This window comes from Nisaea sp. (assembly GCF_965216895.1).
Classification (GTDB): domain Bacteria; phylum Pseudomonadota; class Alphaproteobacteria; order Thalassobaculales; family Thalassobaculaceae; genus Nisaea.
This window is the reverse complement of sequence record NZ_OZ244205.1, coordinates 786,771-809,304: the sequence shown is the minus strand read 5'-3', so window position 1 is coordinate 809,304 and position 22,534 is coordinate 786,771. Positions and strand designations below refer to the sequence as shown.

Annotated in this window: 18 protein-coding genes and 1 tRNA gene; 12 read left to right on the top strand and 7 right to left on the bottom strand. The window is 62.9% G+C overall.

Annotated elements, in window-relative coordinates:
- Positions 1 to 30 precede the first annotated feature (30 nt).
- From ACOOE1_RS03865 to ACOOE1_RS03840, 6 genes are all read left to right on the top strand, one after another.
- Positions 31 to 858 carry a class I SAM-dependent methyltransferase gene (locus ACOOE1_RS03865; protein ID WP_420405021.1) on the top strand — a complete coding sequence of 276 codons (828 nt, stop codon included), beginning with the start codon at positions 31 to 33 and terminating at the stop codon, positions 856 to 858.
- A 159-nt stretch (positions 859 to 1,017) separates the two neighbouring features.
- A complete protein-coding gene (gene gyrA, locus ACOOE1_RS03860) occupies positions 1,018 to 3,768 on the top strand; it encodes a DNA gyrase subunit A (protein ID WP_420405020.1) in 2,751 nt (916 codons plus the stop codon).
- Positions 3,769 to 3,784: 16 nt separating this feature from the next.
- On the top strand, positions 3,785 to 4,291 hold the full coding sequence (gene coaD / locus ACOOE1_RS03855; RefSeq protein WP_420405019.1) for a pantetheine-phosphate adenylyltransferase: 507 nt from the start codon (positions 3,785 to 3,787) through the stop codon (positions 4,289 to 4,291).
- Positions 4,292 to 4,361: 70 nt separating this feature from the next.
- A tRNA-Lys gene (locus ACOOE1_RS03850) sits at positions 4,362 to 4,437 on the top strand.
- Between the two features lie 559 nt (positions 4,438 to 4,996).
- The gene (locus tag ACOOE1_RS03845; protein ID WP_420405018.1) at positions 4,997 to 5,341 is read left to right on the top strand and encodes a hypothetical protein; all 345 of its coding nucleotides are present in this window, start codon (positions 4,997 to 4,999) and stop codon (positions 5,339 to 5,341) included.
- 96 nt (positions 5,342 to 5,437) lie between these two features.
- Entirely contained in the window at positions 5,438 to 5,671 is a 234-nt protein-coding gene (locus ACOOE1_RS03840; RefSeq protein ID WP_420405017.1) for a hypothetical protein, read from the top strand.
- 6 nt (positions 5,672 to 5,677) lie between these two features.
- Here the strand turns inward: ACOOE1_RS03840 and ACOOE1_RS03835 are convergent, their stop codons facing one another.
- Positions 5,678 to 6,859 carry an aminotransferase class V-fold PLP-dependent enzyme gene (locus ACOOE1_RS03835; protein WP_420405016.1) on the bottom strand — a complete coding sequence of 394 codons (1,182 nt, stop codon included), beginning with the start codon at positions 6,857 to 6,859 and terminating at the stop codon, positions 5,678 to 5,680.
- Positions 6,860 to 6,918: 59 nt separating this feature from the next.
- Here ACOOE1_RS03835 and ACOOE1_RS03830 point away from each other — a divergent pair, with 59 nt between their 5' ends.
- Both ACOOE1_RS03830 and ACOOE1_RS03825 read left to right on the top strand, forming a co-directional pair.
- Entirely contained in the window at positions 6,919 to 7,791 is an 873-nt protein-coding gene (locus tag ACOOE1_RS03830) for an alpha/beta fold hydrolase (RefSeq protein WP_420405015.1), read from the top strand.
- Positions 7,792 to 7,858: 67 nt separating this feature from the next.
- Positions 7,859 to 8,566: a DUF502 domain-containing protein gene (locus ACOOE1_RS03825; protein WP_420405014.1), complete on the top strand. Its 708-nt coding sequence runs from the start codon at positions 7,859 to 7,861 to the stop codon at positions 8,564 to 8,566.
- A 14-nt stretch (positions 8,567 to 8,580) separates the two neighbouring features.
- Here ACOOE1_RS03825 and recG read toward each other — a convergent pair whose 3' ends face one another.
- Positions 8,581 to 10,662 carry an ATP-dependent DNA helicase RecG gene (gene recG, locus ACOOE1_RS03820; protein ID WP_420405013.1) on the bottom strand — a complete coding sequence of 694 codons (2,082 nt, stop codon included), beginning with the start codon at positions 10,660 to 10,662 and terminating at the stop codon, positions 8,581 to 8,583.
- 115 nt (positions 10,663 to 10,777) lie between these two features.
- On the opposite strand from recG, the gene ACOOE1_RS03815 reads away from it, so the two are divergent.
- The 3 genes from ACOOE1_RS03815 (at position 10,778) to ACOOE1_RS03805 (ending at position 15,805) form a co-directional block, all read left to right on the top strand.
- Positions 10,778 to 11,038: a succinate dehydrogenase assembly factor 2 gene (locus ACOOE1_RS03815; RefSeq protein ID WP_420405012.1), complete on the top strand. Its 261-nt coding sequence runs from the start codon at positions 10,778 to 10,780 to the stop codon at positions 11,036 to 11,038.
- Positions 11,039 to 11,123: 85 nt separating this feature from the next.
- Positions 11,124 to 14,525, top strand: a complete 3,402-nt coding sequence (mfd, locus tag ACOOE1_RS03810; RefSeq protein WP_420406404.1) for a transcription-repair coupling factor — start codon at positions 11,124 to 11,126, stop codon at positions 14,523 to 14,525.
- Positions 14,526 to 14,626: 101 nt separating this feature from the next.
- Positions 14,627 to 15,805 (top strand): oxidoreductase, encoded by a 1,179-nt coding sequence (locus ACOOE1_RS03805; RefSeq protein ID WP_420405011.1) that lies wholly within the window; start codon positions 14,627 to 14,629, stop codon positions 15,803 to 15,805.
- A gap of 4 nt (positions 15,806 to 15,809) precedes the next feature.
- On the opposite strand, the gene ACOOE1_RS03800 is transcribed toward ACOOE1_RS03805, so the two are convergent.
- Together ACOOE1_RS03800 and ACOOE1_RS03795 are read right to left on the bottom strand one after the other, a co-directional pair.
- Positions 15,810 to 16,130: a DUF1272 domain-containing protein gene (locus tag ACOOE1_RS03800; protein WP_420405010.1), complete on the bottom strand. Its 321-nt coding sequence runs from the start codon at positions 16,128 to 16,130 to the stop codon at positions 15,810 to 15,812.
- A gap of 8 nt (positions 16,131 to 16,138) precedes the next feature.
- Positions 16,139 to 16,792, bottom strand: a complete 654-nt coding sequence (locus tag ACOOE1_RS03795; protein ID WP_420405009.1) for a DsbA family oxidoreductase — start codon at positions 16,790 to 16,792, stop codon at positions 16,139 to 16,141.
- Positions 16,793 to 16,927: 135 nt separating this feature from the next.
- Here ACOOE1_RS03795 and ACOOE1_RS03790 point away from each other — a divergent pair, with 135 nt between their 5' ends.
- The gene (locus ACOOE1_RS03790) at positions 16,928 to 18,550 is read left to right on the top strand and encodes an acyl-CoA synthetase (protein WP_420405008.1); all 1,623 of its coding nucleotides are present in this window, start codon (positions 16,928 to 16,930) and stop codon (positions 18,548 to 18,550) included.
- A gap of 8 nt (positions 18,551 to 18,558) precedes the next feature.
- Here the strand turns inward: ACOOE1_RS03790 and ACOOE1_RS03785 are convergent, their stop codons facing one another.
- The 3 genes from ACOOE1_RS03785 to ACOOE1_RS03775 are packed head-to-tail and all read right to left on the bottom strand — an operon-like array spanning position 18,559 to position 22,521.
- The gene (locus tag ACOOE1_RS03785) at positions 18,559 to 19,644 is read right to left on the bottom strand and encodes a mandelate racemase/muconate lactonizing enzyme family protein (protein ID WP_420405007.1); all 1,086 of its coding nucleotides are present in this window, start codon (positions 19,642 to 19,644) and stop codon (positions 18,559 to 18,561) included.
- 46 nt (positions 19,645 to 19,690) lie between these two features.
- Positions 19,691 to 21,514, bottom strand: coding sequence for an adenylate/guanylate cyclase domain-containing protein (locus tag ACOOE1_RS03780; protein ID WP_420405006.1), 1,824 nt, complete (start codon positions 21,512 to 21,514; stop codon positions 19,691 to 19,693).
- 2 nt (positions 21,515 to 21,516) lie between these two features.
- Entirely contained in the window at positions 21,517 to 22,521 is a 1,005-nt protein-coding gene (locus ACOOE1_RS03775; protein ID WP_420405005.1) for a P1 family peptidase, read from the bottom strand.
- Positions 22,522 to 22,534: the final 13 nt, after the last annotated feature.

Below are 22,534 nucleotides of genomic sequence, written 5' to 3'. Positions count from 1 at the left end.
CGACCGGCCTGCGGGGACCGGAGTGACGGCATGGACGAATACCAGGAGGCCAATCGAAGAAAGTGGAACGAGTTGGCGGAGGTCAATTACGGGTCGGCCGCCAGCGATTATAACGTCCAGTCATTCATCGAGTCGCCGGACGGCCTGGATGGTCTCCACCGGACGGAAAGGGAGGAACTCGGCTCCGTCGACGGGCTGGATGTCCTGCATCTCCAATGTCACTTCGGCAAAGATACAATCCGGCTGAAGCGGGCTGGGGCGCGGAGTGCGACGGGTCTCGACTTTTCCCCCGTCGCGATTCGGCTTGCGCGGGAGCTTGCGACGGCGACCGGGACCGAGGTCACCTTCGTCGAGGGGAATCTTTACGATGCCCCGGACCTGATCCGGAGCAGCTTCGATCTCGTCTACATTACCTGGGGCACGATCTGCTGGCTGCCGGATATCGAAGGCTGGGCGCGGGTGGTTTCCCGATTCCTGAAGCCGGGCGGCCGACTCTATTTCCTAGACCAGCATCCGGTAATTCTCAGCTTCGACGATCTTGCGCCGGCCCCGCACGCTCCGGTCTACGATTACTTCCACAAGCCCGAGCCGATTTCTTTCGATGGAACAGAGGCCTATGCCGACGAATCGGCGGTTCTCAAGACCAAGCGAAGCTACGAATGGACCCATCCGGTCGGCGAGGTCGTGACCGCCCTTGTCGATGCTGGGCTTGCGATCGAATATCTGCACGAGTTCGATACGATCGCCTGGAAGGCGCTGGCATTCATGGAGCCCTGCGAGGGCGGATTATACCGTTTGCCCGAAGGATTGCCGCGGCTTCCGTTGAGCTATTCAATATCGGCTCGCAAGCCTCTGTAATAGCTGGATTAATCGGGCCGAAAAAAACGCCGTAAAGATTGTCCGAAGATGACGGTTCTGTTATAAAAACAGGGTCTTCCCGAGGTCCCGGCGGAGGGCCGATGATCGAACGGCCGCTACCGTCTGCACAGGGACGTAACCAACCGGAAAAAGCGTGAATTGAGCTCGTCCGAATCCTCCTCCTTCGACATTTCGCCTGTCTCCATCGAAGACGAAATGAAGCGCTCCTATCTCGATTACGCGATGAGCGTGATCGTTTCCCGGGCGCTCCCCGATGTCCGCGACGGCCTGAAGCCGGTGCACCGCCGCATCCTTTATGCGATGAAGGAGGGCGGATACGACTGGTCCAAGCCCTACCGCAAGTCGGCCAACATCGTCGGTGCCGTGATGGGGCAGTACCACCCGCACGGCGACAGCGCGATCTACGACGCCATGGTCCGCATGGCGCAGGAATTCTCCATGCGCCTGCCGCTGGTCGACGGGCAGGGGAACTTCGGCTCGATGGACGGGGATCCGCCTGCGGCCATGCGATATACCGAGGCGCGCCTTGCCAAGGCGGCCGAGGGCCTGCTGCGGGACATCGATAAGGATACGGTCGATTTCGTCCCCAACTACGACGAGACGACGGAAGAGCCGGGTGTGTTGCCGGCCGAGTTTCCGAACCTTCTGGTCAATGGCGCGGGCGGTATCGCCGTCGGCATGGCGACGAATATCCCGCCGCACAATCTGGGCGAGGTGATCGACGCCTGCTGTGCCTATGTCGACAACCCGGGCATCACCATCGAGGAACTGATCGAGATCGTCCCGGGGCCGGATTTCCCGACCGGCGCCATGATTCTCGGCAGGAACGGCATCCATTCCGCCTACCACACCGGTCGCGGCTCGATAATGATGCGCGCCAGGGCGGACATCCAGGAAATCCGCAAGGACCGCAACGCGATCGTCGTCAGCGAGATCCCGTACCAGGTGAACAAGTCCCGCCTGATGGAGCGGATCGGCGAACTGGTTCGGGAGAAGACGATCGAGGGCATCGCCGAACTTCGCGACGAGAGCGACCGCGACGGCGTGCGCGTCGTCATCGAGCTGAAGCGCGATGCGGTGCCGGATGTCGTCCTGAACCAGCTCTACAAATTCACTCCGCTGCAGACCAGCTTCGGCGTCAACATGCTGGCGCTGAACGGCGGCAAGCCGGAACAGATGAATCTGCGCGACGTGATCGTCGCCTTCATCGCCTTCCGCGAGGTGGTCATCACCCGGCGGACCCGCTTCCTGCTGCGCAAGGCGCGCGACCGGGCGCACGTTTTGGCCGGCCTTCTGGTGGCGGTGAACAATATCGACGAGGTGATTCGCGTGATCCGCGGTTCACGCGACGCCGCCGATGCCCGCGAGCAGCTGATGGGACGTGACTGGCCGGCCGAGGAGGTCGCTGAGTTCATCAGCATCATCGATGATCCGGGGCATAAGGTCGTCGACGGCAAGTACCGTCTCTCCGACGCCCAGGTCCGCGCCATCCTGGAACTCCGCCTGCAGCGCCTGACGGGTATGGAGCGCGAGAAGCTGATCGAGGAGACCAAGGAACTCGCGTCCAGGATCGCGGAGTATCTGGAAATCCTGCAGTCGCGCCCGCGGATGATGGAAGTGCTGCGCGCCGAACTGGTCGCCGCCAAGGAAGCCTATGCAACGCCGCGCCGGACAGAGCTCGTCGAAGCCGAGTTCGAGCACGACATGGAAGACCTGATCCAGCGCGAGGACATGGTCGTCACGGTCAGCCACAACGGCTATATCAAGCGCGTCCCGCTCTCCACCTACCGGGCGCAGAAGCGCGGCGGCAAGGGGCGCTCGGGCATGGCGACCCGGGATGAGGATTTCGTCAGCCGGCTGTTCGTCGCCAATACCCACACGCCGATCCTGTTCTTCACTTCGCGCGGCATGGTCTACCAGATGAAGACCTACCGGCTGCCGATCGGCACACCCCAGTCGCGCGGCAAGGCGCTGGTCAATCTTCTGCCGCTGGAACAGGGTGAGTGGATCCAGACCATTATGCCGCTGCCTGCGGAAGAGGAAGAATGGGAGAACATGCACATCATGTTCGCGACCTCCGCGGGCACGGTGCGCCGGAACGCACTCTCGGACTTCACCAACATCAAGCGCAACGGCAAGATCGCCATGCGTCTGGATGAGAATGACCGCCTGATCAACGTGCAACCCTGCATGGAGGCGGATGACGTTTTCCTGACCACGCGGGACGGCAAGGCGATTCGCTTCCGGGCGACAGACGTACGGCTGTTCAGGGGGCGCGACTCACTGGGCGTGCGCGGCATCAGGCTGGCCAAGGGCGACGCGGTCGTCTCCATGTCGATCCTGCATCACGTCGACTATCAGGACGTGCCGGGTTCGGACGTGCTCGAGCGCGATCTGTACCTGAAACTTGCCGGACAGATGCGCCGCGCGACCGGCGAGGGCGAGGAAGATATCGAGGCCCCGTCCGGCGACATCTCTCAGGAGCGTTTCATCCAGCTCAGCGCCGAGGAAGAGTTCATTCTCACTGTGACCGAGAGCGGTCTCGGCAAGCGGACCTCGGCGCACGAATACCGGATTACCAATCGCGGCGGTCAGGGGATCGCCAATATGGAACTAACCAAGCGCAGCGGCGGAGTCGTGGCCGCCTTCCCGGTGGCCGACACCGATCAGATCATGCTCGTCACCGACGGCGGGCAGGTGATTCGCTGCGCCGTGAACGAAATCAGCATTACTGGGCGCAGAACCCAGGGTGTCTGGATCTTCCGCGTCGACGAAGGCGAAAAAGTCGTGTCCGTCAGCCTGGCAGGCGATGAGAACGGAAACGATGCGGAAGAGGGGGAAGAATCGGAAGCCGACGGTAGCGGTGGCGAAGACACCACCGAGAGCTAGCAGGGGACTAGGGAACATGAGAGTAGGTGTTTATCCGGGCACGTTCGACCCGATCACGAACGGGCACCTGGACATCATTCGCCGCGGCAGCAAGTTGGTGGACAAGCTGATCGTGGCCGTTGCGCACAACGCCGGAAAAGGCCCGCTTTTCAGCCTGGACGAGCGCGTCGAGATGGTTCAGGACGAGATTGACCTGATCAACAAGGCGCATGCCGAAAACGGAATCCACGGCGAGATCGTGGTGATGTCCTTCGGCAATCTTCTGATGCATTTCGTCGAAGAGAACGGCGCCGCAACCATTATTCGTGGCCTGCGCGCCGTCTCCGACTTCGAGTACGAGTTCCAGATGGTGGGCATGAACGCCCGCCTGAATGCGAGCGTCGAGACCGTGTTCCTGATGGCCTCGGACCGCAACCAGTTCATTTCCTCGCGTTTGGTGAAGGAGATCGCGCATATGGGCGGGAACATCGACCAGTTCGTCCCCGAGCGCGTGGTCGAGCGCGTCAAAGACAAGTTCCGCTAGGGACGGAAAAAACTTCTCGGAAAAGGTTGACCGCCGGGCCCTGTTTGCATAGGTTCCGGCTTCCTTTCGGGGGCGCGTAGCTCAGCTGGTAGAGCATCTGACTTTTAATCAGACGGTCACAGGTTCGAACCCTGTCGCGCTCACCAATCTCCTCAGAATATTGCCATTCCTGCATCGCAGGTTTGGGACCTGAAACACCATCGGATCCGCCAGAGCGCCTCTGGCGCGGATTCATTCCTGTGTGGTCGAATTCCCAATAGGCGATATCAGGAGTCTAGGGGGGGCGCTGCGCCTATGATTTCGCCGGGAACGGAGAAATTTCCGTACCGTTTCCCTGGAATCCCAAAAAGCAAAAAAACAAAATAAAACTGTCTGAAAAAATCACGGTAAATTGCATGCTTTATTATCGTGTTTTGAGCTCAACGAGAAGGATCATGCATGCCCGCTTGATCCGGCGGCGCCCGAAAAGAACACTTGTCTCCGCCCTTCAGAGGTGTAGCCCTTCCGGTTGCAGTGAATATTTAAGTGCAACAGGTTGATACTTGAATATTCCGTCCAATTTGACGATAGTCTGACCCGGACTTTGGTCCTGTTCGAACCACTTGTTCCCATGGGTCCGCTCTGCCTGTGGAAACCGGTGCATTTTCGGCTATTTTCTTAAAGCAATGACGCTGAACGGGCGCGAACGGCATAAGGGAATCGGGCGTGGGGCTTCTTGACTTCCTGAAGATCACCGCAGATTCGAAGAAGAAGGCTGCGAGGCCAACCAAGGCTCAGGGCATCAAGAGTGTCAAAGCCAAGGGTAAACTTGATTCCTGCGGCATCGTGAAGATCGACAGCTTTACCTTCAACGTGAAGGACTACAATCTGAAGGGCTTCATCATCGAGCCCTACGACAAGGACCTTTTGATCAAGAGTCAGCGTTTCCGGTTCGAAATTGATGTCTCGAAGGGCCAGCATAAGATGAAAGGCTCTGCCGAGGCCGTCGTGACCAAGGTGACCGAAAACGCGCTCGCGGCCGCCTTCACCATCAAGCCGTTCGATCACTGAGGCGGCAACCGCCGCATTCTGGTATCCTTCTTGCTGATATTGTTGGAAGGTGGGCGCGACGGACTGTCTGCGCCTCGACCGGCAAGGAGACCCGTTGTGGATGAACGCAAGAAACTGCTGCTGATGATGCGGGAAATCCGCAAGAAGATCGACCCCGAGATCCTTGAACGTGCGCATCAGGCGGCATTGACCCAGATGGGAGAGAAGCCGGCGCCGCTGGAGGACAACGAGGCGTCGCGGCTGTTCAAGCTCGCGCGCGCCGACAACGGTGCCCGAAAGAACGAGGTCCTGGCGTTCCTGGAAAAGAAATTCCGCAACAAGCTGAACTGACGGTTTTCAGCCGGCAAGCCTTTCCACTGCCGCCGCCAGACGGTCGTAATCCGTCATTTCGTTGTAGATCTGGGCCGAGAGTCGGCACCAGAGCGTGCCGGTCAGCGGATTGACCGGAACCTGCACCCTGAATTCATCCGTCAGTCGGTCGCGCAGGGCCTCCGCTTCTTCGCGCGTCGATCCGAATCCGTCCGGCAGGCGCACCATCGCCATATGCCCGGTCAGTCCGGGGCCGGCGCCGCGTTCGGTACCCCAGCGCGCGGCCAATGCGTCCGCCGCCTCGTTGACGAGCGCATTGTTGTGGGCGCGGATCGCGTCAATGCCGTGCGCATCGACAAACTCCAGGGCAGTCGGCAGGCACAACTGGCTCGAGGCGTCTCTGGTTCCGACGTATTCGAATTCGGCGTCGTAACCCTCCTGGTACCAATGGGAAATCGCCAGCGGATGTGTCGTCTCGCGCCGCGCCTCGGCGGTCCAGAGAAATCCGCAGCCTTTTGGCGTGAACATCCATTTATGAAGATTGCCGGTATACCAGTCGCAGGGAACGGCGCTGAGATCGAGATCCAGCATGCCGGGCGCATGGGCGCCGTCGACAAGCACCAGTGCGCCCCTGGCCCGCGCGGCTTCGGCCATCTGCGTCAGCGGCAGCACAAGCGCCGTCGGCGAAGTGATGTGGTCGAGAATCACGAGCGCCGGAGCCGGTTCGAGGGCGGCTGTGTAGGCGGCGAGAATTTCTTCCGCCGAGGCGGCCGGGAAAGGCAGGGTGACGCTGCGCAGGTTCCAGCCCTTGCGCTCGCTCATGTGGCGGGCAGCGTTGCGCACCGCGCCGTAGGTCTGATCCGTGACCAGGATTCCCGCCCCGTCCGGCAGGTCGAGCTCGCGCAGTACGGCATTTACGGCCTGCGTGGCGTTCTCGACCAGGGCGAGTCCGTCCGTTCCGATACCGAGGCGCGGCGCCAGTGCCGCGATGGCTGCACGCATCGCGGGCTTGTAGTCCCGGCGCATGAAACGGCTTGGCTCCAGCTCCAGCTTGTCCTGCCAGATCCGTTGCGCGGCGAGAACCGAGACGGGAGTCGCGCCGTAGGACCCGTGATTGAGATGGGCATAGTCCCGCTGCAGGGCGAAAGAATTCCGGACAAGCGCGCCGAAGGACGGAGCCGAGTTGCTGATGGAGGCGGGACGCTGCATGGTGATCTCCAGAGGTGAGAGCGTGAGAGTGCCACGGCGGGCGAAGGGAGCGCAGCAGAATGTTCGAGGGCTTTGAGAGGAAGAGGATCCCGACATCCGGCACGGAAATCAATCTCGTCACAGGAGGACGCGGCCCCGGCCTGCTCTTGCTGCACGGCTACCCCCAGACCCACGCGATCTGGCACAAGGTTGCCTCCGATCTGGCCGAACGCTTTACCGTGGTGGCGACCGATCTTCGCGGCTATGGCGACAGCGGCAAGCCGCCGACCGACGCGGCGCACATGCCGTACTCCAAGCGCGAGATGGCACGGGATCAGGCCGAGGTGATGTCGGCGCTCGGGTTCGAGCGGTTTTCCGTCGTCGGACATGACAGGGGCGGCCGGGTCGCCCACAGGCTGGCACGGGATCACCGGGACCGGGTAGAACGGCTCGCTGTGCTCGATATATGTCCCACGCTCGACATGTACGAGCGTACGGACATGGCTTTCGCCTCTGCCTATTATCACTGGTTCTTCCTGATCCAGCCGGCGGATTATCCCGAACGGATGATCGGGGCGGACCCGGATTTCTACCTCTCGAAGAAACTGAAGTTCCTCGCCGATGGCGCCGCGATCACCGACGATGCGATGGCGGAATATCTCCGTTGCTTCCGGGATCCGGCTACCATCCACGCCACTTGCGAGGACTACCGCGCCGGTGCGACCGTCGATCTCGCGCATGACCGGGCGGACCGCGGCGAGCGCCTCGACATTCCCGTTCTCGCGCTCTGGGGCGCCGAGGGGATCATCGGGAAGCTGTACCAGCCGCTCGAAGTCTGGCAACGCTATACGGACGGTCCGGTGAGCGGCGGTCCCGTGCCGTCCGGTCATTACATCCCGGAAGAGGCCCCGGAGCGTCTCTTGAGCGAACTCTCCGGCTTCCTTGAGGGCTGACGGGGAAGCGTTTGCGTCCGCGCCGGGCCTCCCTATATGGTCAGGCTCGGGACAGGGAGCACCATACATGACCAAGGACAATCCGGGCATCGTTCGGCCGACTTTCTTCGGACGGCTGCGGGCCTATCTCTTTGCCGGCATCCTTGTCACGGCGCCGCTCGGAATCACGCTCTACCTGACCTGGGTGTTTATCGACTTCATTGACGGGCAGATCATGCCCTTGCTGCCGGCGAAGTATCACCCGGACAATTTCCTGCCGTTCTCGGTGCCCGGGATCGGGCTGATCGTCATGCTGGTCTCGCTCACCCTGATCGGTTGGCTCACCGCGGGAATTCTCGGACGCTGGATGATCCGGCTGAGCGAGCATCTGCTCGCCCGCATGCCCGTGGTCCGCAATGTCTACAGCGCCATCAAGCAGATCATGGAAACCGTGATGGCCCAGCAGTCCAACGCGTTTCGCGAAGTCGTGCTGGTGGAGTACCCGCGCCGCGGAATCTGGGCCATCGGTTTCATCACCGGAGGCACGGTCGGCGAGGTGCAGAATGCCACCGACGACGAGATGATCAATGTCTTCCTGCCGACCACGCCGAATCCCACATCGGGCTTTCTGCTGTTCATTCCGGACCGCGATCTCTATCGCCTGAACATGACGGTCGAGGAAGGCATCAAGATGGTGATTTCCGCCGGTATCGTCACGCCGCCCGACCGGCGCCCGGAATCGGAGCGGAAGAAGCCGGTTATTCACGTCGAGACGACCGGCACCATCTCGGAATAGCGGCCCGGCCCCGGTCAGCCGCCGCGCAGATAGCGGATCGCGGCATCGCGTTCGAAGAGGTAGAGCAGGGTGCGCAGGGCCGCCCCGCGTTCCCCCTTCAGGTCCGGATCGTTGTTCAGGACAAGCCGTGCGTCGTCCCGGGCCGCCGCCAGGAGATCGTCATGCACCGCGAGATCGGCCAGCCGGAAACTTGGCAGGCCGCTCTGTTTGGTGCCGAGAATTTCTCCGGCACCGCGCAGCTTCAGATCCTCCTCGGCAATGCGGAACCCGTCCTCCGTCTCGCGCATTACGGCGAGACGCGCATGCCCGGTTTCCGAGAGCGGTGTGCTGTAGAGCAGAAGACAGGTCGAGGCTTTGCTGCCGCGCCCGACGCGTCCCCTGAGCTGGTGCAACTGAGCGAGGCCGAAGCGCTCGGCATGCTCGATTACGATCACGGTCGCGTCCGGCACATCGACACCGACCTCGATCACAGTGGTCGCGACCAGGATATCGACCGGACCGTTCTTGAAGCGGTCCATGACCGCATCCTTCTCCGCCGCTTTCATGCGCCCGTGAACGAGTGCGACCCTGTCGGGATAGAGCTTGTTCAGATGCTGGAAGCGTTCCTCGGCGGCCGCGACGTCGATCTTTTCGGATTCCTCGACCAGTGGGCAGACCCAATAGGCCTTGTTCCCCGAAGCGGCGGAGCGGCCGACGGCCTCGGCGACCTCGGAGAGACGGCTGAGCGGGATCGTCCGCGTGTCAATCGGTTGCCGGCCAGGCGGCTTTTCGGTCAGGCGGGACACATCTAGGTCGCCATAGGCGGTCATGGTGAGGGTGCGCGGAATCGGCGTAGCGGTCATCACCAGGGTATCCACGACAGTGCCCTTCTCGCCAAGGCTCATGCGCTGATGCACACCGAATCTGTGCTGCTCGTCGATCACCGCGAGTGCCAGATCCTTGAAGGCGACGCTTTCCTGAAAGAGCGCGTGCGTGCCGACGACGATATCCACTTCGCCGGCGGCGACGCGCTCCAGCGTCTCGGCGCGGCTCTTCCCTTTGTCGCGGCCCGTGAGGACCGCCATACGGACACCGGCGGCTTCGGCGAGGGCCTGCATAGAGGCGAGGTGCTGGCGTGCGAGGATCTCTGTCGGCGCCATCATGGCCGCCTGCGCGCCGCATTCGACCGCGTTCAGCATGGCGAGCAGCGCGACGACCGTCTTGCCGCTGCCGACATCACCCTGGATCATCCGCAGCATCCGTTCCGGCGCCGCCATGTCGCCGTAGATATCGGCGAGGGCGACGGCCTGGGCATTGGTGAGCTTGAAGGGGAGCGCCGTCTCAGCCTTCTTCCGCAGCCTTCCATCGCCCTCGAGCACACGTCCTTTGCGGCGTTTCTGATGCGCCCGGACGAGAGCAAGGGCCAACTGGTTGGCCAGCAGTTCGTCATAAGCCAGTCTTTGCCGCGACAGGGCGGAGGGATCGATATCCTCCAGCGATCCCGGCCGGTGCACGGCCATCAGCGCGGTGCGCCAGTCTGGAAAATGCCGCATGGCGAGGAAGGGCTTGTTGCCCCATTCGGGCAATTCCGGCACTTCGGAGAGGGCGGCACCGATCGCCTTGCGCAGAGTCTTTTGTGTCAGTCCGTGGGTCAGCGGATAGGTCGGCTCGACCTGCATGATTTCTTGGATCTTCGCTTCCGGCACCATGTGGTCCGGATGGGTCATCTGCAGGCGGCCGTTGAAATGCTCGACCCTGCCGCTGATCGCGCAGCGCGTGCCCGTCGGCAGCATCTGGCCGATGTAATCCGCCTTGGCGTTGAAAAAGACGATCTCCATCTCGCCGGTCTCGTCCCAGGCGCTGACCCGGTAGGGCTGCTTGCGGCTGCGGCCGGGCCGATGTTCGCCGACGGTCACGGCCAATGTCGCGATCGTGTCGTCCGGTGCGTCGGCAATCCTCGGATTGAAACGCCGGTCGAGGATCCCGCTCGGCAGATGCCAGAGCAGATCGATCACAGAGCGGCCGGCAAGGGTATCCAGCAGCTTCGCGATGCGCGGTCCGACGCCGGGGAGGCGCGTCGTATCAGCAAAGAGGGAATAGAGAATTTCCGGTCGCAAGTTATCCGCCGATGCTATTAAGTGCGCGGCTCCAGAACGCGGGCCGAGGGCTGACACGCCAAGGCTTCGATTTATATCCTAGCCGATGCTTCAGACAAACGGGGGAGTAAGGCCGATGAGCGGGCTCGACGAACGCCGCAAGAAACTGCTCTATCGCAGCGCCTATACGGGCACCAAGGAAACCGATCTTCTGCTCGGCGCTTTCGCGCGGGCCAAGCTGCCCGAACTTGACGAGGCGGGACTCGATACCTACGAAGCGCTGCTCGAAATTCCCGATCCACGGCTCTACAAGTGGATCACCGGTCAGGAAACCGCGCCGGAGGAATACGAGACCCCAGTTTTGGATATGATCCGTAACTTTAAACTCGTTGAATAGTCTATTGATATACAATAAAAAATTTTTGGAAGGATCGGCCAAGGTTGCGTTTTCCGCGGCGCCGGAAGGCCACGATTCCCGAATCCTGTTGGAGATTGCCGCACAGCACGGGGGTGTCGTGCATGTCGCACGCGATGATTCGCGCCTCGCCGTATTGCGTCAGGCACTCGGCTTTTTCTCGCCGGAACAGGCGGTTATCACGCTTCCGGCATGGGATTGCCTGCCCTACGACCGGGTTTCACCGCACGGGGAACTGATCAGTCAACGGGTCGAGGCGCTTGCCCGCATCGCTTCATCCGGCTTGCAGGGCGGTACGGTCTTGCTGACGACGGTGAACGCCTTGCTGCAACGCGTACCGCCGAGGCGATTTTTCACCGATGTGGGGCTCTCGCTTGTGCCCGGGGACAGCAGGCCGGTCGAGGACCTTGCCGCCTTCTTCGAGGCAAACGGTTACCATCGGGCAGCCACGGTCCGTGAGGCCGGGGAATACGCGATCCGCGGCGGCATCGTCGATGTCTATCCACCGGGCGCCGAGGAACCGCTGCGCCTCGATTTCTTCGGCGACGAACTGGAGACCATCCGCTCCTTCGACCCGGTCAGCCAGCGCACCACGGGCAAGCTCGATGCCTTCGAGATCTTTCCGGTCGGCGAATTCCGCCTGGACCAGGAGAGCATCCGCAGGTTCCGCTCCGGCTATCGCACCCATTTCGGCGCGGAGATCTCCAAGGATCCGCTCTATGAAGCGGTCAGCGAAGGGCGCCGCCATGCCGGCATGGAGCACTGGCTCCCGCTGTTCCACGACGATCTCGAAACCCTGCTGGATTACACCGGCGGCGCGCCGATCACTTTCGAGCATCAGGATGACGCGGCGATCGCCGGGCGCTTCGAACTGATTGAGGAATACTATGAGGCCCGCAAGAGCTTCCACGAGAGAGGCACCCCCGACGGAGGCGTCGTCTACCGGCCCTTGCCGCCGGACAGCCTCTATCTGACGCCCCGTGACCTGGAGAGTTTGCTGTCGACCCATTCCGTCGGCCGCTTCACACCCTTCGCCTTGCCGGAAAGCGGCGCGGGTCAGACCGTCGTCGATTGCGGCGGTCATGGCGGCACCGGTTTCGCCGAGGCGCGTGCAATGCCGGATAGCGATCTCTACGGCGTGGTTCGGGACACTGTCCTCGATGAGGCGAAGACACGCCGTGTGCTGATCGCCGGATACACTCCCGGCTCTCGTGACCGACTGATCACGCTGCTGCACGAGCACGGGCTGGAACGGCTCGAGCCGGTTTCGAGCTGGAAAGAGGCGGAAGCACTTCCATCGGGCACCGCTGCCGGCGTGGTTCTGCCGCTGGAGCAGGGCTTCGCCAGCTCAGATCTGCTCTGTATCGCCGAGCAGGACATTCTCGGCGAGCGGCTGGCCCGCCCGACGGTCCGCCGGAAGCGGCGCGGGGAGGAATTCCTGCAGGAAGTCTCCGCCCTGCACGAGGGAGACTATGTCGTCCATGTAGAGCACGGCATCGGCCAGTATGACGGACTGGAGACCCTCGAGATCGGCGGCGCGCCGCACGATTGCCTGCGTCTGCTCTATCTCGGCGGTGACAAGCTCTTCGTTCCGGTCGAAAGTATCGAGGTCCTCTCGCGCTACGGCTCGGCGGAAAGCGGCGCACAGCTCGACAAGCTCGGCGGCGCGGCTTGGCAGGCCCGAAAGGCACGGGTCAAGAAACGCCTGCGTGACATGGCCGAACAACTGATCCGCCTCGCCGCCGAGCGGGAGATCCGCGAAGCGGAGCCGGTCGCGCCGCCGCCGGGCGTCTTCGACGAGTTCTGCGCCCGTTTTCCCTATACCGAGACTGACGATCAGCTGAAGGCGATCGAGGACACTCTGGACGATCTGAACCGCGGGCGCCCGATGGACCGTCTGGTCTGCGGAGATGTCGGGTTCGGCAAGACCGAGGTGGCGCTCCGTGCCGCGCTCGTCGTTGCGATGCAGGGTTTTCAGGTCGCCGTCGTCGTGCCGACCACGCTGCTCGCGCGTCAGCACTACAATCAGTTCGTCGAGCGCTTCAAGGGACTGCCGGTCAAGGTCCGTCAGCTTTCCCGCATGGTACCCGCGAAGGAACAGACGGCGGTCAAGGAGGAACTGGCGAGCGGCGATTGCGGCATCGTCATCGGCACCCATGCCGTTCTCGCGAAGAGTATCCGCTTCTCCAATCTCGGCATGGTGATCGTCGACGAGGAGCAGCATTTCGGCGTTGCCCAGAAAGAGCGCCTGAAGGAATTGCGCTCGTCCATCCACGTTCTGACCCTCACTGCGACACCGATCCCGCGCACCCTGCAGATGGCGCTGAGCGGTGTCCGGCAGATGAGCCTGATCACCACGCCACCGGTCGACCGGCTGGCCGTGCGGACCTTCGTCATGCCGTATGACGGCCTCGTCATCCGCGAGGCGATCATGCGGGAGCATTATCGCGGCGGTCAGACCTTCTATGTCTGCCCGCGGCTCGAGGATCTGCCGCGCGTGCATGACCGGCTGGCCCAGCTGGTCCCGGAAGTCCGCGTTGCGACGGCGCACGGACGGATGACACCGGCAGAACTCGAGAAGGTCATGACCCAGTTCTGCGACGGGCATTACGACATCCTGCTCAGTACCAACATCGTCGAATCCGGCCTCGATATCCCGAACGCGAACACGATCATCATTCATCGCGCCGACATGTTCGGACTGGCCCAGCTCTACCAGTTGCGGGGCCGTGTCGGACGCTCGAAGACCCGTGCCTATGCCTATCTGACCACCCATCCGACCAAGATCCTGACGGCGGACGCCAAACGGCGCCTTGAGGTGATGCAGACGCTGGACAGCCTCGGCGCCGGCTTCAGCCTCGCCAGCCACGACATGGATATCCGCGGTGCGGGCAACCTCTTGGGCGAGGAGCAGTCCGGACAGGTCAAGGAGGTCGGCATCGAGCTCTACCAGACGCTCCTGCAGGAGGCCGTCCAGGCGGCGCGGGACGGGGGCTTCGAGACAGGCGAACCGGAAGAGCAGTGGACGCCGCAGATTTCTCTCGGTACGCCGGTGCTGATCCCGGAAAGCTACGTGCAGGATCTGACCGTGCGGCTCAGTCTCTACCGCCGGATCGCCAATCTGGTCGACGCGGCGGAGATCGACAGTTTCGCCGCTGAGCTGGCCGACCGGTTCGGCTCGCTGCCGCCTGAAGTCGAAAACCTGCTGAAGGTCATCGCCATCAAGCAGCTCTGCAAGCTCGCGGGCGTGGAGCGGGTCGATGCCGGTCCCAAGGGCGCCGTCATCAGCTTCCGTAACAACGATTTCGTCAATCCGCGCGGGCTCGTCGGTTTCATCGCCAAGCAGGCCGGAAGCGTCCAGCTCCGCCCCGACCACAAGCTGGTCTATCGCCGGGCCTGGGAGAAAAAGGACGTGCGCGTGCGCGGACTGACCGGCCTGATGCAAGAACTCGTCGCGATCGCCGCCTAGGGAATCGGGGCCACATGGCCCGGTCCCGAGACGGCGTTGGCGTTTGGTTCCGTACCCCCCTTAGTCTATGTGGGTATGAGCGATACATGAGGGGGCCTGCAATGCTGGGTAATACGCTCGAATTGCCGTGCGGAGCCGTCCTGAAGAACCGGATCGCAAAGGCCGCCATGTCCGACGATCTGGGAGACGGGCAGGGAGGTCCGAGCGACGCGCAGGCGCGGCTCTACCGTTTGTGGGCCGAAGGTGGGGCCGCCCTGTCCCTGATCGGCGAAACCCAGATCGGCCCTTGGGCGCCGGAAGCCTATGGGAATCTGGTTCTGGAACCGGTTCGGGACGCCGATGCCTTCAAAATGCTCACCAGGGCCGCGACCGAACACGGAACCCATTTCTGGGCCCAGCTCGGGCATGCCGGTGCGCTCGCAGTATCCGTCGGCGGAAAGCCTGCCGCGCCCTCGGACATCGAGCACCCGGAGGTGCAGGCGCGCGCGCTGACGGCGAGCGAGATCGGAGCCCTGCCGGCGAACTATGCCCGGGCCGCCAAGAACGCACGGGCTCTGGGCTTCACCGGTGTGGAAATCCATGCCGCTCATGGTTTTCTGCTCAGCCAGTTTCTCTCTCCGCTCTTCAACCGGCGTACCGACGGGTGGGGAGGCAGCCCGGCAAGGCGCATGCGCCTGCTGCTCGAAGTGATCGAAGCGGTCCGCGCTTCGGTCGGGCCGGAGTTCCCCGTTGCGGTGAAGGTCAACGCAACCGACCAGCTCGATGGTGGTCTGAGCGGAGAAGAGGCGCTCGGCGTTCTCTCCGCCTTGCAGCAAACCTCGGTCGATCTCATCGATATCAGCGGCGGTGCCTATTTCCCCGGCGCCGCCGCCGCCAGCGACGGCCAGGCCAAAGGACCCTACTTCCTGGAATTCGCCCGCGCGGCACGGGACCGGGTTTCAAAACCTCTCATGAGTGCAGGCGGCTTCAAGCAGCGCCACGAGGCCGAAGCCGCAATCTCCTCTGGCTCGCTCGACATGGTCGGTCTCGCGAGAGCACTGGTGCTCGATCCTACCCTTCCGCGGGCATGGATTTCCGGTGACGACATCGATCCCGCATTCCCGCGCTTCGTGGAGCGCCAGCCGGGCGGCATCACGGCCTGGTACACAGAACGTCTCCGCGAGTTGGCCGGATTGGATTCGGTTGGTCGGGAGGAGCCGCTTTCCGCGGTCCTTGCAGCAAGCGCACACCGGAAGGCGGCGAACGCTGTCCTCTGGAAGCAGCGTTTCGCCGGACACTGACCGTTCAGCGGTCTTCCGGTGCCAGGCCCCTGATTCGGGCCACTTGAGCGTCAATTTCGGCGCGGTCGTATTTCGAATGCACACGCTTTTCCGAGGGTGGGCGGAACTCCCGGCCGAGCTTCAGTTCCGGGCGCCAGGATCGGAGCGGCCGGATCGGGCGCGGGACGAAATTGCCGCCGCAGGTCGGGCAGACGTTGCAGAGAACATGCTCAACGCAGTCGGCGCAGTAGGTGCACTCATAGGAACAGATCCGCGCATCCGGCGAGTCCGGCGGCAGGTCCCGGTCGCAGAGTTCACAGTTCGGCCGGATTTCGAGTGCCACCATCGCCGATATCAGGCCTGATTTGCGACGTCGGTGTTCTGGGACGCGTCGAGATCAAAGAGCGGGAAGAAGGCCTCGGGCTCCTGCGCGCCGGAGACCGCATATTGCCGGTTGAAGATGAAACAGGGTACGCCGTTGATGCCGTTCTCGTAGGCGAATCGTGTCTCCGCCAGCACCTCCGTCGCACCGCCCTTGCCTTCGAGCCACTCGCGGGTCGCCGCCGCGTCCATGCCGGACGCCTCCGCAAGCCCGACCAGGTTGTCGAGATCGCCGATATCGACGCCTTCGATGAAATAGGCGTTGAACAGGTTTTCCACCAGAGCGTCGGCTGTGCCCATCGCGGTCGCGAGATTGATGGTGCGGTGTGCAAGCACAGTGTTCGGCGTGCGCTGGATCAGGTCGAAGCGGAAGTCGATATCCTCGCCGTCGCCCATGCGGCGGATATTGTCGTAGATCTGGCTCGCTCGTTCGGGGCCGCCGAACTTGTTCTCCAGGTAGGCCTGCCGCGACATGCCCTCGACCGGCATGTCAGGATTGAGCTGGAAGGCGCGCCATTGGATCGTCAGATCCGCCACCGGCCGAAGCTTGAGCGCCCGCTCGAGGCGGCGCTTGCCGATGAAGCACCAGGGGCAGATTACGTCTGAGAATATGTCTATCTGGGTCATCTAGGTCCGGCTCCCGGGGCCGTTGTCGCGCGGTCTCGTAGTGCAGGCATGACAGCCGTCAGGCGTGCTTGACGCTTCCTTAAAACGAAGAAACGATGTCCCGCAATCAGCACAGGGAAACATCTGGGGACGGAGATGTCGATATTTGAAACGGGCCTGGAGAGGAATGCAGCGAATTACGCGCCGCTCACTCCATCCGACTTCTTGGAACGGGCCGGTTCAACCTTTCCGGAAAAGGTCGCCATTATTCACGGTGAGTTGCACCGTACCTACGGCGATTTTCTGAACCGCAGCCGCCGATTGGCGGATGCGCTCCGGAAGCGGGGAATCGGCCCGGGCGACGCCGTTTCCGTCCTTGCCCCAAATACACCGGCAATGCTCGAAGCGCACTATGGCATTCCGATGGCGGGAGCGGTGTTGAACGCGATCAATACCCGGCTCGATGCGGCGACAATCGCCTTCATCATCGATCATGCGGATTCCAAGCTGGTTCTGGTGGACAAGGAACTGGCCCCGCTGATGGAGGAGGCACTGGCGCAAGCCGCCAACCGGCCGCCGGTGATCTGGATCGACGATCCGCTTGCCGAAGGGGGAAAAGCTCTCGGCGACAAGGAATATGAGGAACTGCTGGCCGAAGGCGAACCTTCTGCGGACTGGCCGCGGCCGACGGACGAGTGGCAGTCGATGTCGCTCAACTATACCTCCGGGACGACCGGCAATCCGAAAGGCGTAGTCTACCATCACCGCGGCGCCTACGTGAACGCGATGGGCAATGCCATTGCATTCGGACTGACCGCTTCCTGCCGCTATCTCTGGACGCTGCCGATGTTCCACTGCAACGGCTGGACCTATACCTGGGGCGTGACTGCCGTCGGGGGGACACATGTCTGCCTGCGCAAAGTGGACCCGGCGCTGATCTTCGACCAGATCGCGCGGCACGGCGTCACCCACATGTGCGGGGCGCCGATCGTGCTGACAATGCTGATCCATGCCCCGGCCGAACAGAAGACAAGCTTTCCGCAGCGGGTGAACATTGCGACCGGCGGCGCGGCACCGCCGAGCGCCGTGATTTCCGCCATGGGCAAGATGGGGTTCTCCGTCACCCATCTCTACGGCCTGACCGAGACCTACGGGCCCTCGACGATCTGCGCCTGGCCGCCGGAATGGGATGAACTGGGACTAGAGGAGAAGGCGGAGCGGATGGCGCGCCAGGGCGTCTGGTATCCGACGCTGGAAGGCATGAAGGTCGCCGATCCGGAGACCGGCCGCGAGGTGCCGCGCGACGGCAAGACCATCGGCGAGCTCTGTCTTCGCGGGAACACGGTCATGAAGGGGTACCTGAAGAATCCGAAAGCCACCGCCGAGGCGCTCGGCGACGGCTGGTTCCGCACCGGCGATCTCGCGGTGCTGCACCCGGACGGCTACGCCGAGGTGAAGGACCGGTCGAAGGACATCATCATTTCCGGGGGCGAGAACATTTCCTCGCTGGAAATCGAGGAGGTGCTGTACAAGCATCCGAAAATCATGGAAGCGGCCGTGGTCGCGAAACCGGACGATAAATGGGGCGAGACACCCTGTGCCTTCGTCACCGCCGCGCCCGGTGCGGGCGAGATCGGCATGGAGGAGGTGACCGACTGGTGCCGCCAGCACATGGCGACCTTCAAGACGCCGCGCACCGTGGTCTTCGGCGAATTGCCGAAGACCTCGACTGGGAAGATCCAGAAATTCGTCCTCCGCGAGCGCGCGAAGGAGCTCTAGGGCACGGTTCAGATACGGTAGCGATCAAGGACCGCCGGGTCCGGCTCGAAGCCGATCCCGGGACGGTCGGGGACGGCCACCATGCCGTTCTCCGGCAGCGGGATCGACGGGTCGAGATAGGCATCCGGCGCGATATAGAGATGCTCGAACTGCTCGCAGATTCCGCGGGCGGCCATGAGCTGGAGCGTCGCCCAGTAGCCCGGGCCGAAATAGGGGGCGTGGGGCATGATTTTCGCGCCCTGCGCCTCGGCGAGGTCGCAGACTTTGAGAAACTCGGACACCCCGCCGACCTTTGTCACGCTCGGCTGCAGGTAACGGATGGCGGGCGCGGTACGGGCGAACTCGACCGCGGTGCAGGCATTTTCTCCGCTCGCGATCGGCACGCCGTATTCGCTTTGCAGCTCACCGAGGACGGCCGCGTCATCCGGCGGAAAGACCGGTTCCTCGACCCAATAGAGATCGAGCCGTTTCATCTCCGGCATGATCTTGCGCGCCTGTTCCAGTGACCAGTTGCAGTTCACGTCGGTGGACATTTTGGTTGACGCTCCGACGCCTTCGCGGCCTGCCGCGATGGCCTCGAGCGCGATCTCGTGCAGCTTGACCGTCCGGTATCCCTCCTCGACGACCTTCGCCCCAAAGGAACGCACCAGATCCGGTGCGCCGTAGCGCACGAGGCTGGCATAGGCGGGCAGCGAGGTTGCCGGCCGCTCACCCAGGAGCCGCGCGAGAGAAACGCCTTCCGCCTTCGCCTTCAGGTCCCAGAGCGCGATATCGACGGCGGATATGGCGAAGGTCGTGATGCCGTAGCGCCCATGAAGATGAAGGCGCTGCTGGAGTTCCAGGTTGAGCGCCGCGAGATCACCGAGCTCACGACCGGCGAGCAGCGGGGCCACCATGTCCTCGATGGCCGCGACAGTGGCCCGTCGGCAGGAATAGGCAAAGCCGTCGCCCCAGCCGACGAGGCCGTTCTCGGTCTCGATTCGCACCAGAGCGAAATCGAGCTTGGTCCATTTCGTCGGCATGAGCCCTTCGCCCGGGCTTCCGTCCTCGAACGGAATCTGCAGGGGAACGACATCTACGCATTTGATTTTCATATGGCTGTTTCCTCCGGGCACGTTCCACCGTGCCGTCATTCGTTTCTTATGTCCGGTCGAGATTCAGACGGTAAACCTTGAGCGACCCACTGCGCCCGCGCAGTTCGAACTCTCCGACACCCTCGAGATCTGGAGGATTTCCGGCCGCATCGGTGGTTTCCTTCGAAACCAGCACACAGAGATCCGTTCCCGGCGCGACCTGCTTGCCGAGCTGTTCCAGCCGGTTCGCGATATTCACGGTGTCGCCAATCATAGTGTAGTTGATGCGTCCCGGCGCCCCGATATTGCCGACGACGGCCCGGCCGGTGGCGACCCCGAGACGGATATGGAGAACGCGCTCGCCGGCCTGCTTCCGTCGTTCGTTGTCCGCGCGCAGCAGTTCCGCGATCCGCCGGACCGCTCGCAGACAGGCCGCGGCGTGGTCCTTGCGCTCTGCCGGCGCGCCCCAGAACGCCATCACGCTGTCGCCGACATATTTGTCGATATTGCCGCCTTCGGTCTCGATGGCCTCGTTCATCAGGGTGAAGTGCTCGTTCAGCAGCTCGACGACTTCCTCCGCGGGCGCACTCTGCGAGAGGGTGGTGAAGCCGACGATATCCGAGAACAGAACGGTTACCTCGCGATCGACCGAGGAAATGCCGCTTGCTTCGGAGTGTTCGAGGATCTCGCGTACCAGAGAACGCGGGACGTAGATGCCGAACTGCGCGAGACCGAGCACCATCCGGTTGAAGGCCACGGCGGCATCGTCGAATTCCTGCACATTGTTTCCGCCGATCGCCGGAACATCATTGAACTGGAACTCGGCGACGGCGTTCGAAGCGGTCGCCAGCTCGGATACCGGTCGCCGTATCCGTTCCGCGAGTTGCCAGAGCCGAAGCATGGCCAGCGCGATCAGGACCAGACCTGCGATACCGCCATAGATGAGGTACCGGATCATGTCGTCGTAGCTGGACGAGGTTTCATCGACATAGATCCCGACCGTGTAATCGACCGTCGGGGTCACCGGAACCTTGTCGGTCAGAGCCAGGAACCGCCGGTCATCGACCTCGGCAGTCAGAACCTGAATGCCGTCGCCAACCTCCAACTCCGTCGAGTTATGTCCAGCCGGGTCGAGAAGCGCAGCCAAAACGGGATCGCCGAGTTCGGACCCGTGAATGAGCGGACGTTCCCGGGTCATCCGCTCGGAGACCCTGCTATCTGTGAGTGACGGGTGTGCTATGACAGAATTGTTCTGGTCCAGAACGAAGACCGATCCATTGGCAAGGTCGAGACGGCTTGTGTAGTCGGAGAGATCCTGGAGCGAGATCGCACTCGCCGAGAAACCGAGATATTCCCCCCGATGATCGAAGAGGGGGCTGCGCAGTGTCATCAGCGTGGTGTTGGCGATCTCCGAGAAGATCGGTTCAGCGATGAAAGGTTCCGCAACCTGCCGGGCCTCTTCGACGGCTTGCGCTTCCCGCGAACCGGGAGCATAGGTCCCGCGCACCGGCGCTCCGCTGCTGGCAATCACTTCGAAATTTCCGTCCGGCCAGAAAAAGCCCATGGCGTGAATCTGCGAGTGCAACTGCATCGTCGTATGCACCATTTCAACGCTGATCGGGTCGAGCGGAGCGACGTCCTCGAGCACGCGCTTGCCGATCAGTTCGGCGGCGATGATTGGCGGTTCCACATGAGTTTCGAGAAGACGCGCGGTCCCGCGCATCAGGTTGTGGGCATTGTCGCGCAGCACTACGAGCGCGCTCTGTGACCCGAAATACAGGGTCACAGCCAGGAGCGCCGCGAGCGCAACGAGGAACAGCCCACCTATATCCCGCAGCAGGACGGTCCGGATCGTGATTCGGTCTTCCCGAGGCAGCGCTCGTTTATCCAAGGTCATTGCGCTCCGAGCCACTCGCGATAGCAAATCGCGTCACCCTGAGATTCTGCTTCGTAAATCCCCCGGGCGATCGCACGTGCGAGGCAGTTGGCCGCAAATGCCCCCAATCTTGCAAGCTCTGGGGCGGGACGGGCGAGATCGCGCTGGCCGGTGGAAATGCCGAAGACAGTATCGCCGTCAAACGGCGTGTGAGCGGGGCGGATCGCATGCGTCAGGCCCTGCTGCGCCATGAGCGCGAACTGCCGGCATTGCGCCTTCGAGAGCCGCGCGTCGGTTGCGACCGCGGCGATCGTCGTATTCTCGCCCGCGCGGGCGAGTTTGGGCAGGCTGACACCGCTTGTCCGGTCCTCCGGCACCGGTACTCTGCCGCCATACTCTCCGTCAATCTCGACATCCCAGGCGAAAAAAGCGCCAGAAACCGGATAGGTCGCTGCGCCCACGGCGTTGACCGCTGCGAGCGCGCCAACCGTCGTGCCATCTTCAAGCCTGATCGAGGCACTCCCGAGACCGCCCTTGAAGCCGCTCGCCTGTGCGCCATATCCGGCGCCGGCATTTCCGAGCGCGAAATCGGTGGCCGCGGTTTCGGCGGCAGAGCGTCCGAGGTTCGGATAGGGGCTCGCGTCGCCCCATTCCTTGTCGCCGCCATTGTTCAGATCGAAGAGAATCGCCTCCGGCACGATCGGGACAATGGACGGCCCGGCCCTGAAGCCGGTTCCCTTGGAGCGAAGATGCGCCATCACGCCACCGGCCGCGTCGAGCCCGAAGGCGGAACCGCCACTCAGGACCAGCGCGTTGATCGCGGCAACTGTCGCTTCCGGGCGCAGCAGGTCGAACTCGCGGCTGCCGGTCCCGCCGCCTCGCGCATCGACCGAGGCCACCATCTCACCACTCTCGGGGACCAGTACGGTGACCCCGCTTCTGATACGGGAGTCCTGGGCGTTGCCGACCCGCAGCCCAGGCACATCCGTAATCAGGTTCCGTTCCGCAGGCCGCGGCTGCATCTTCCCTCCCGAT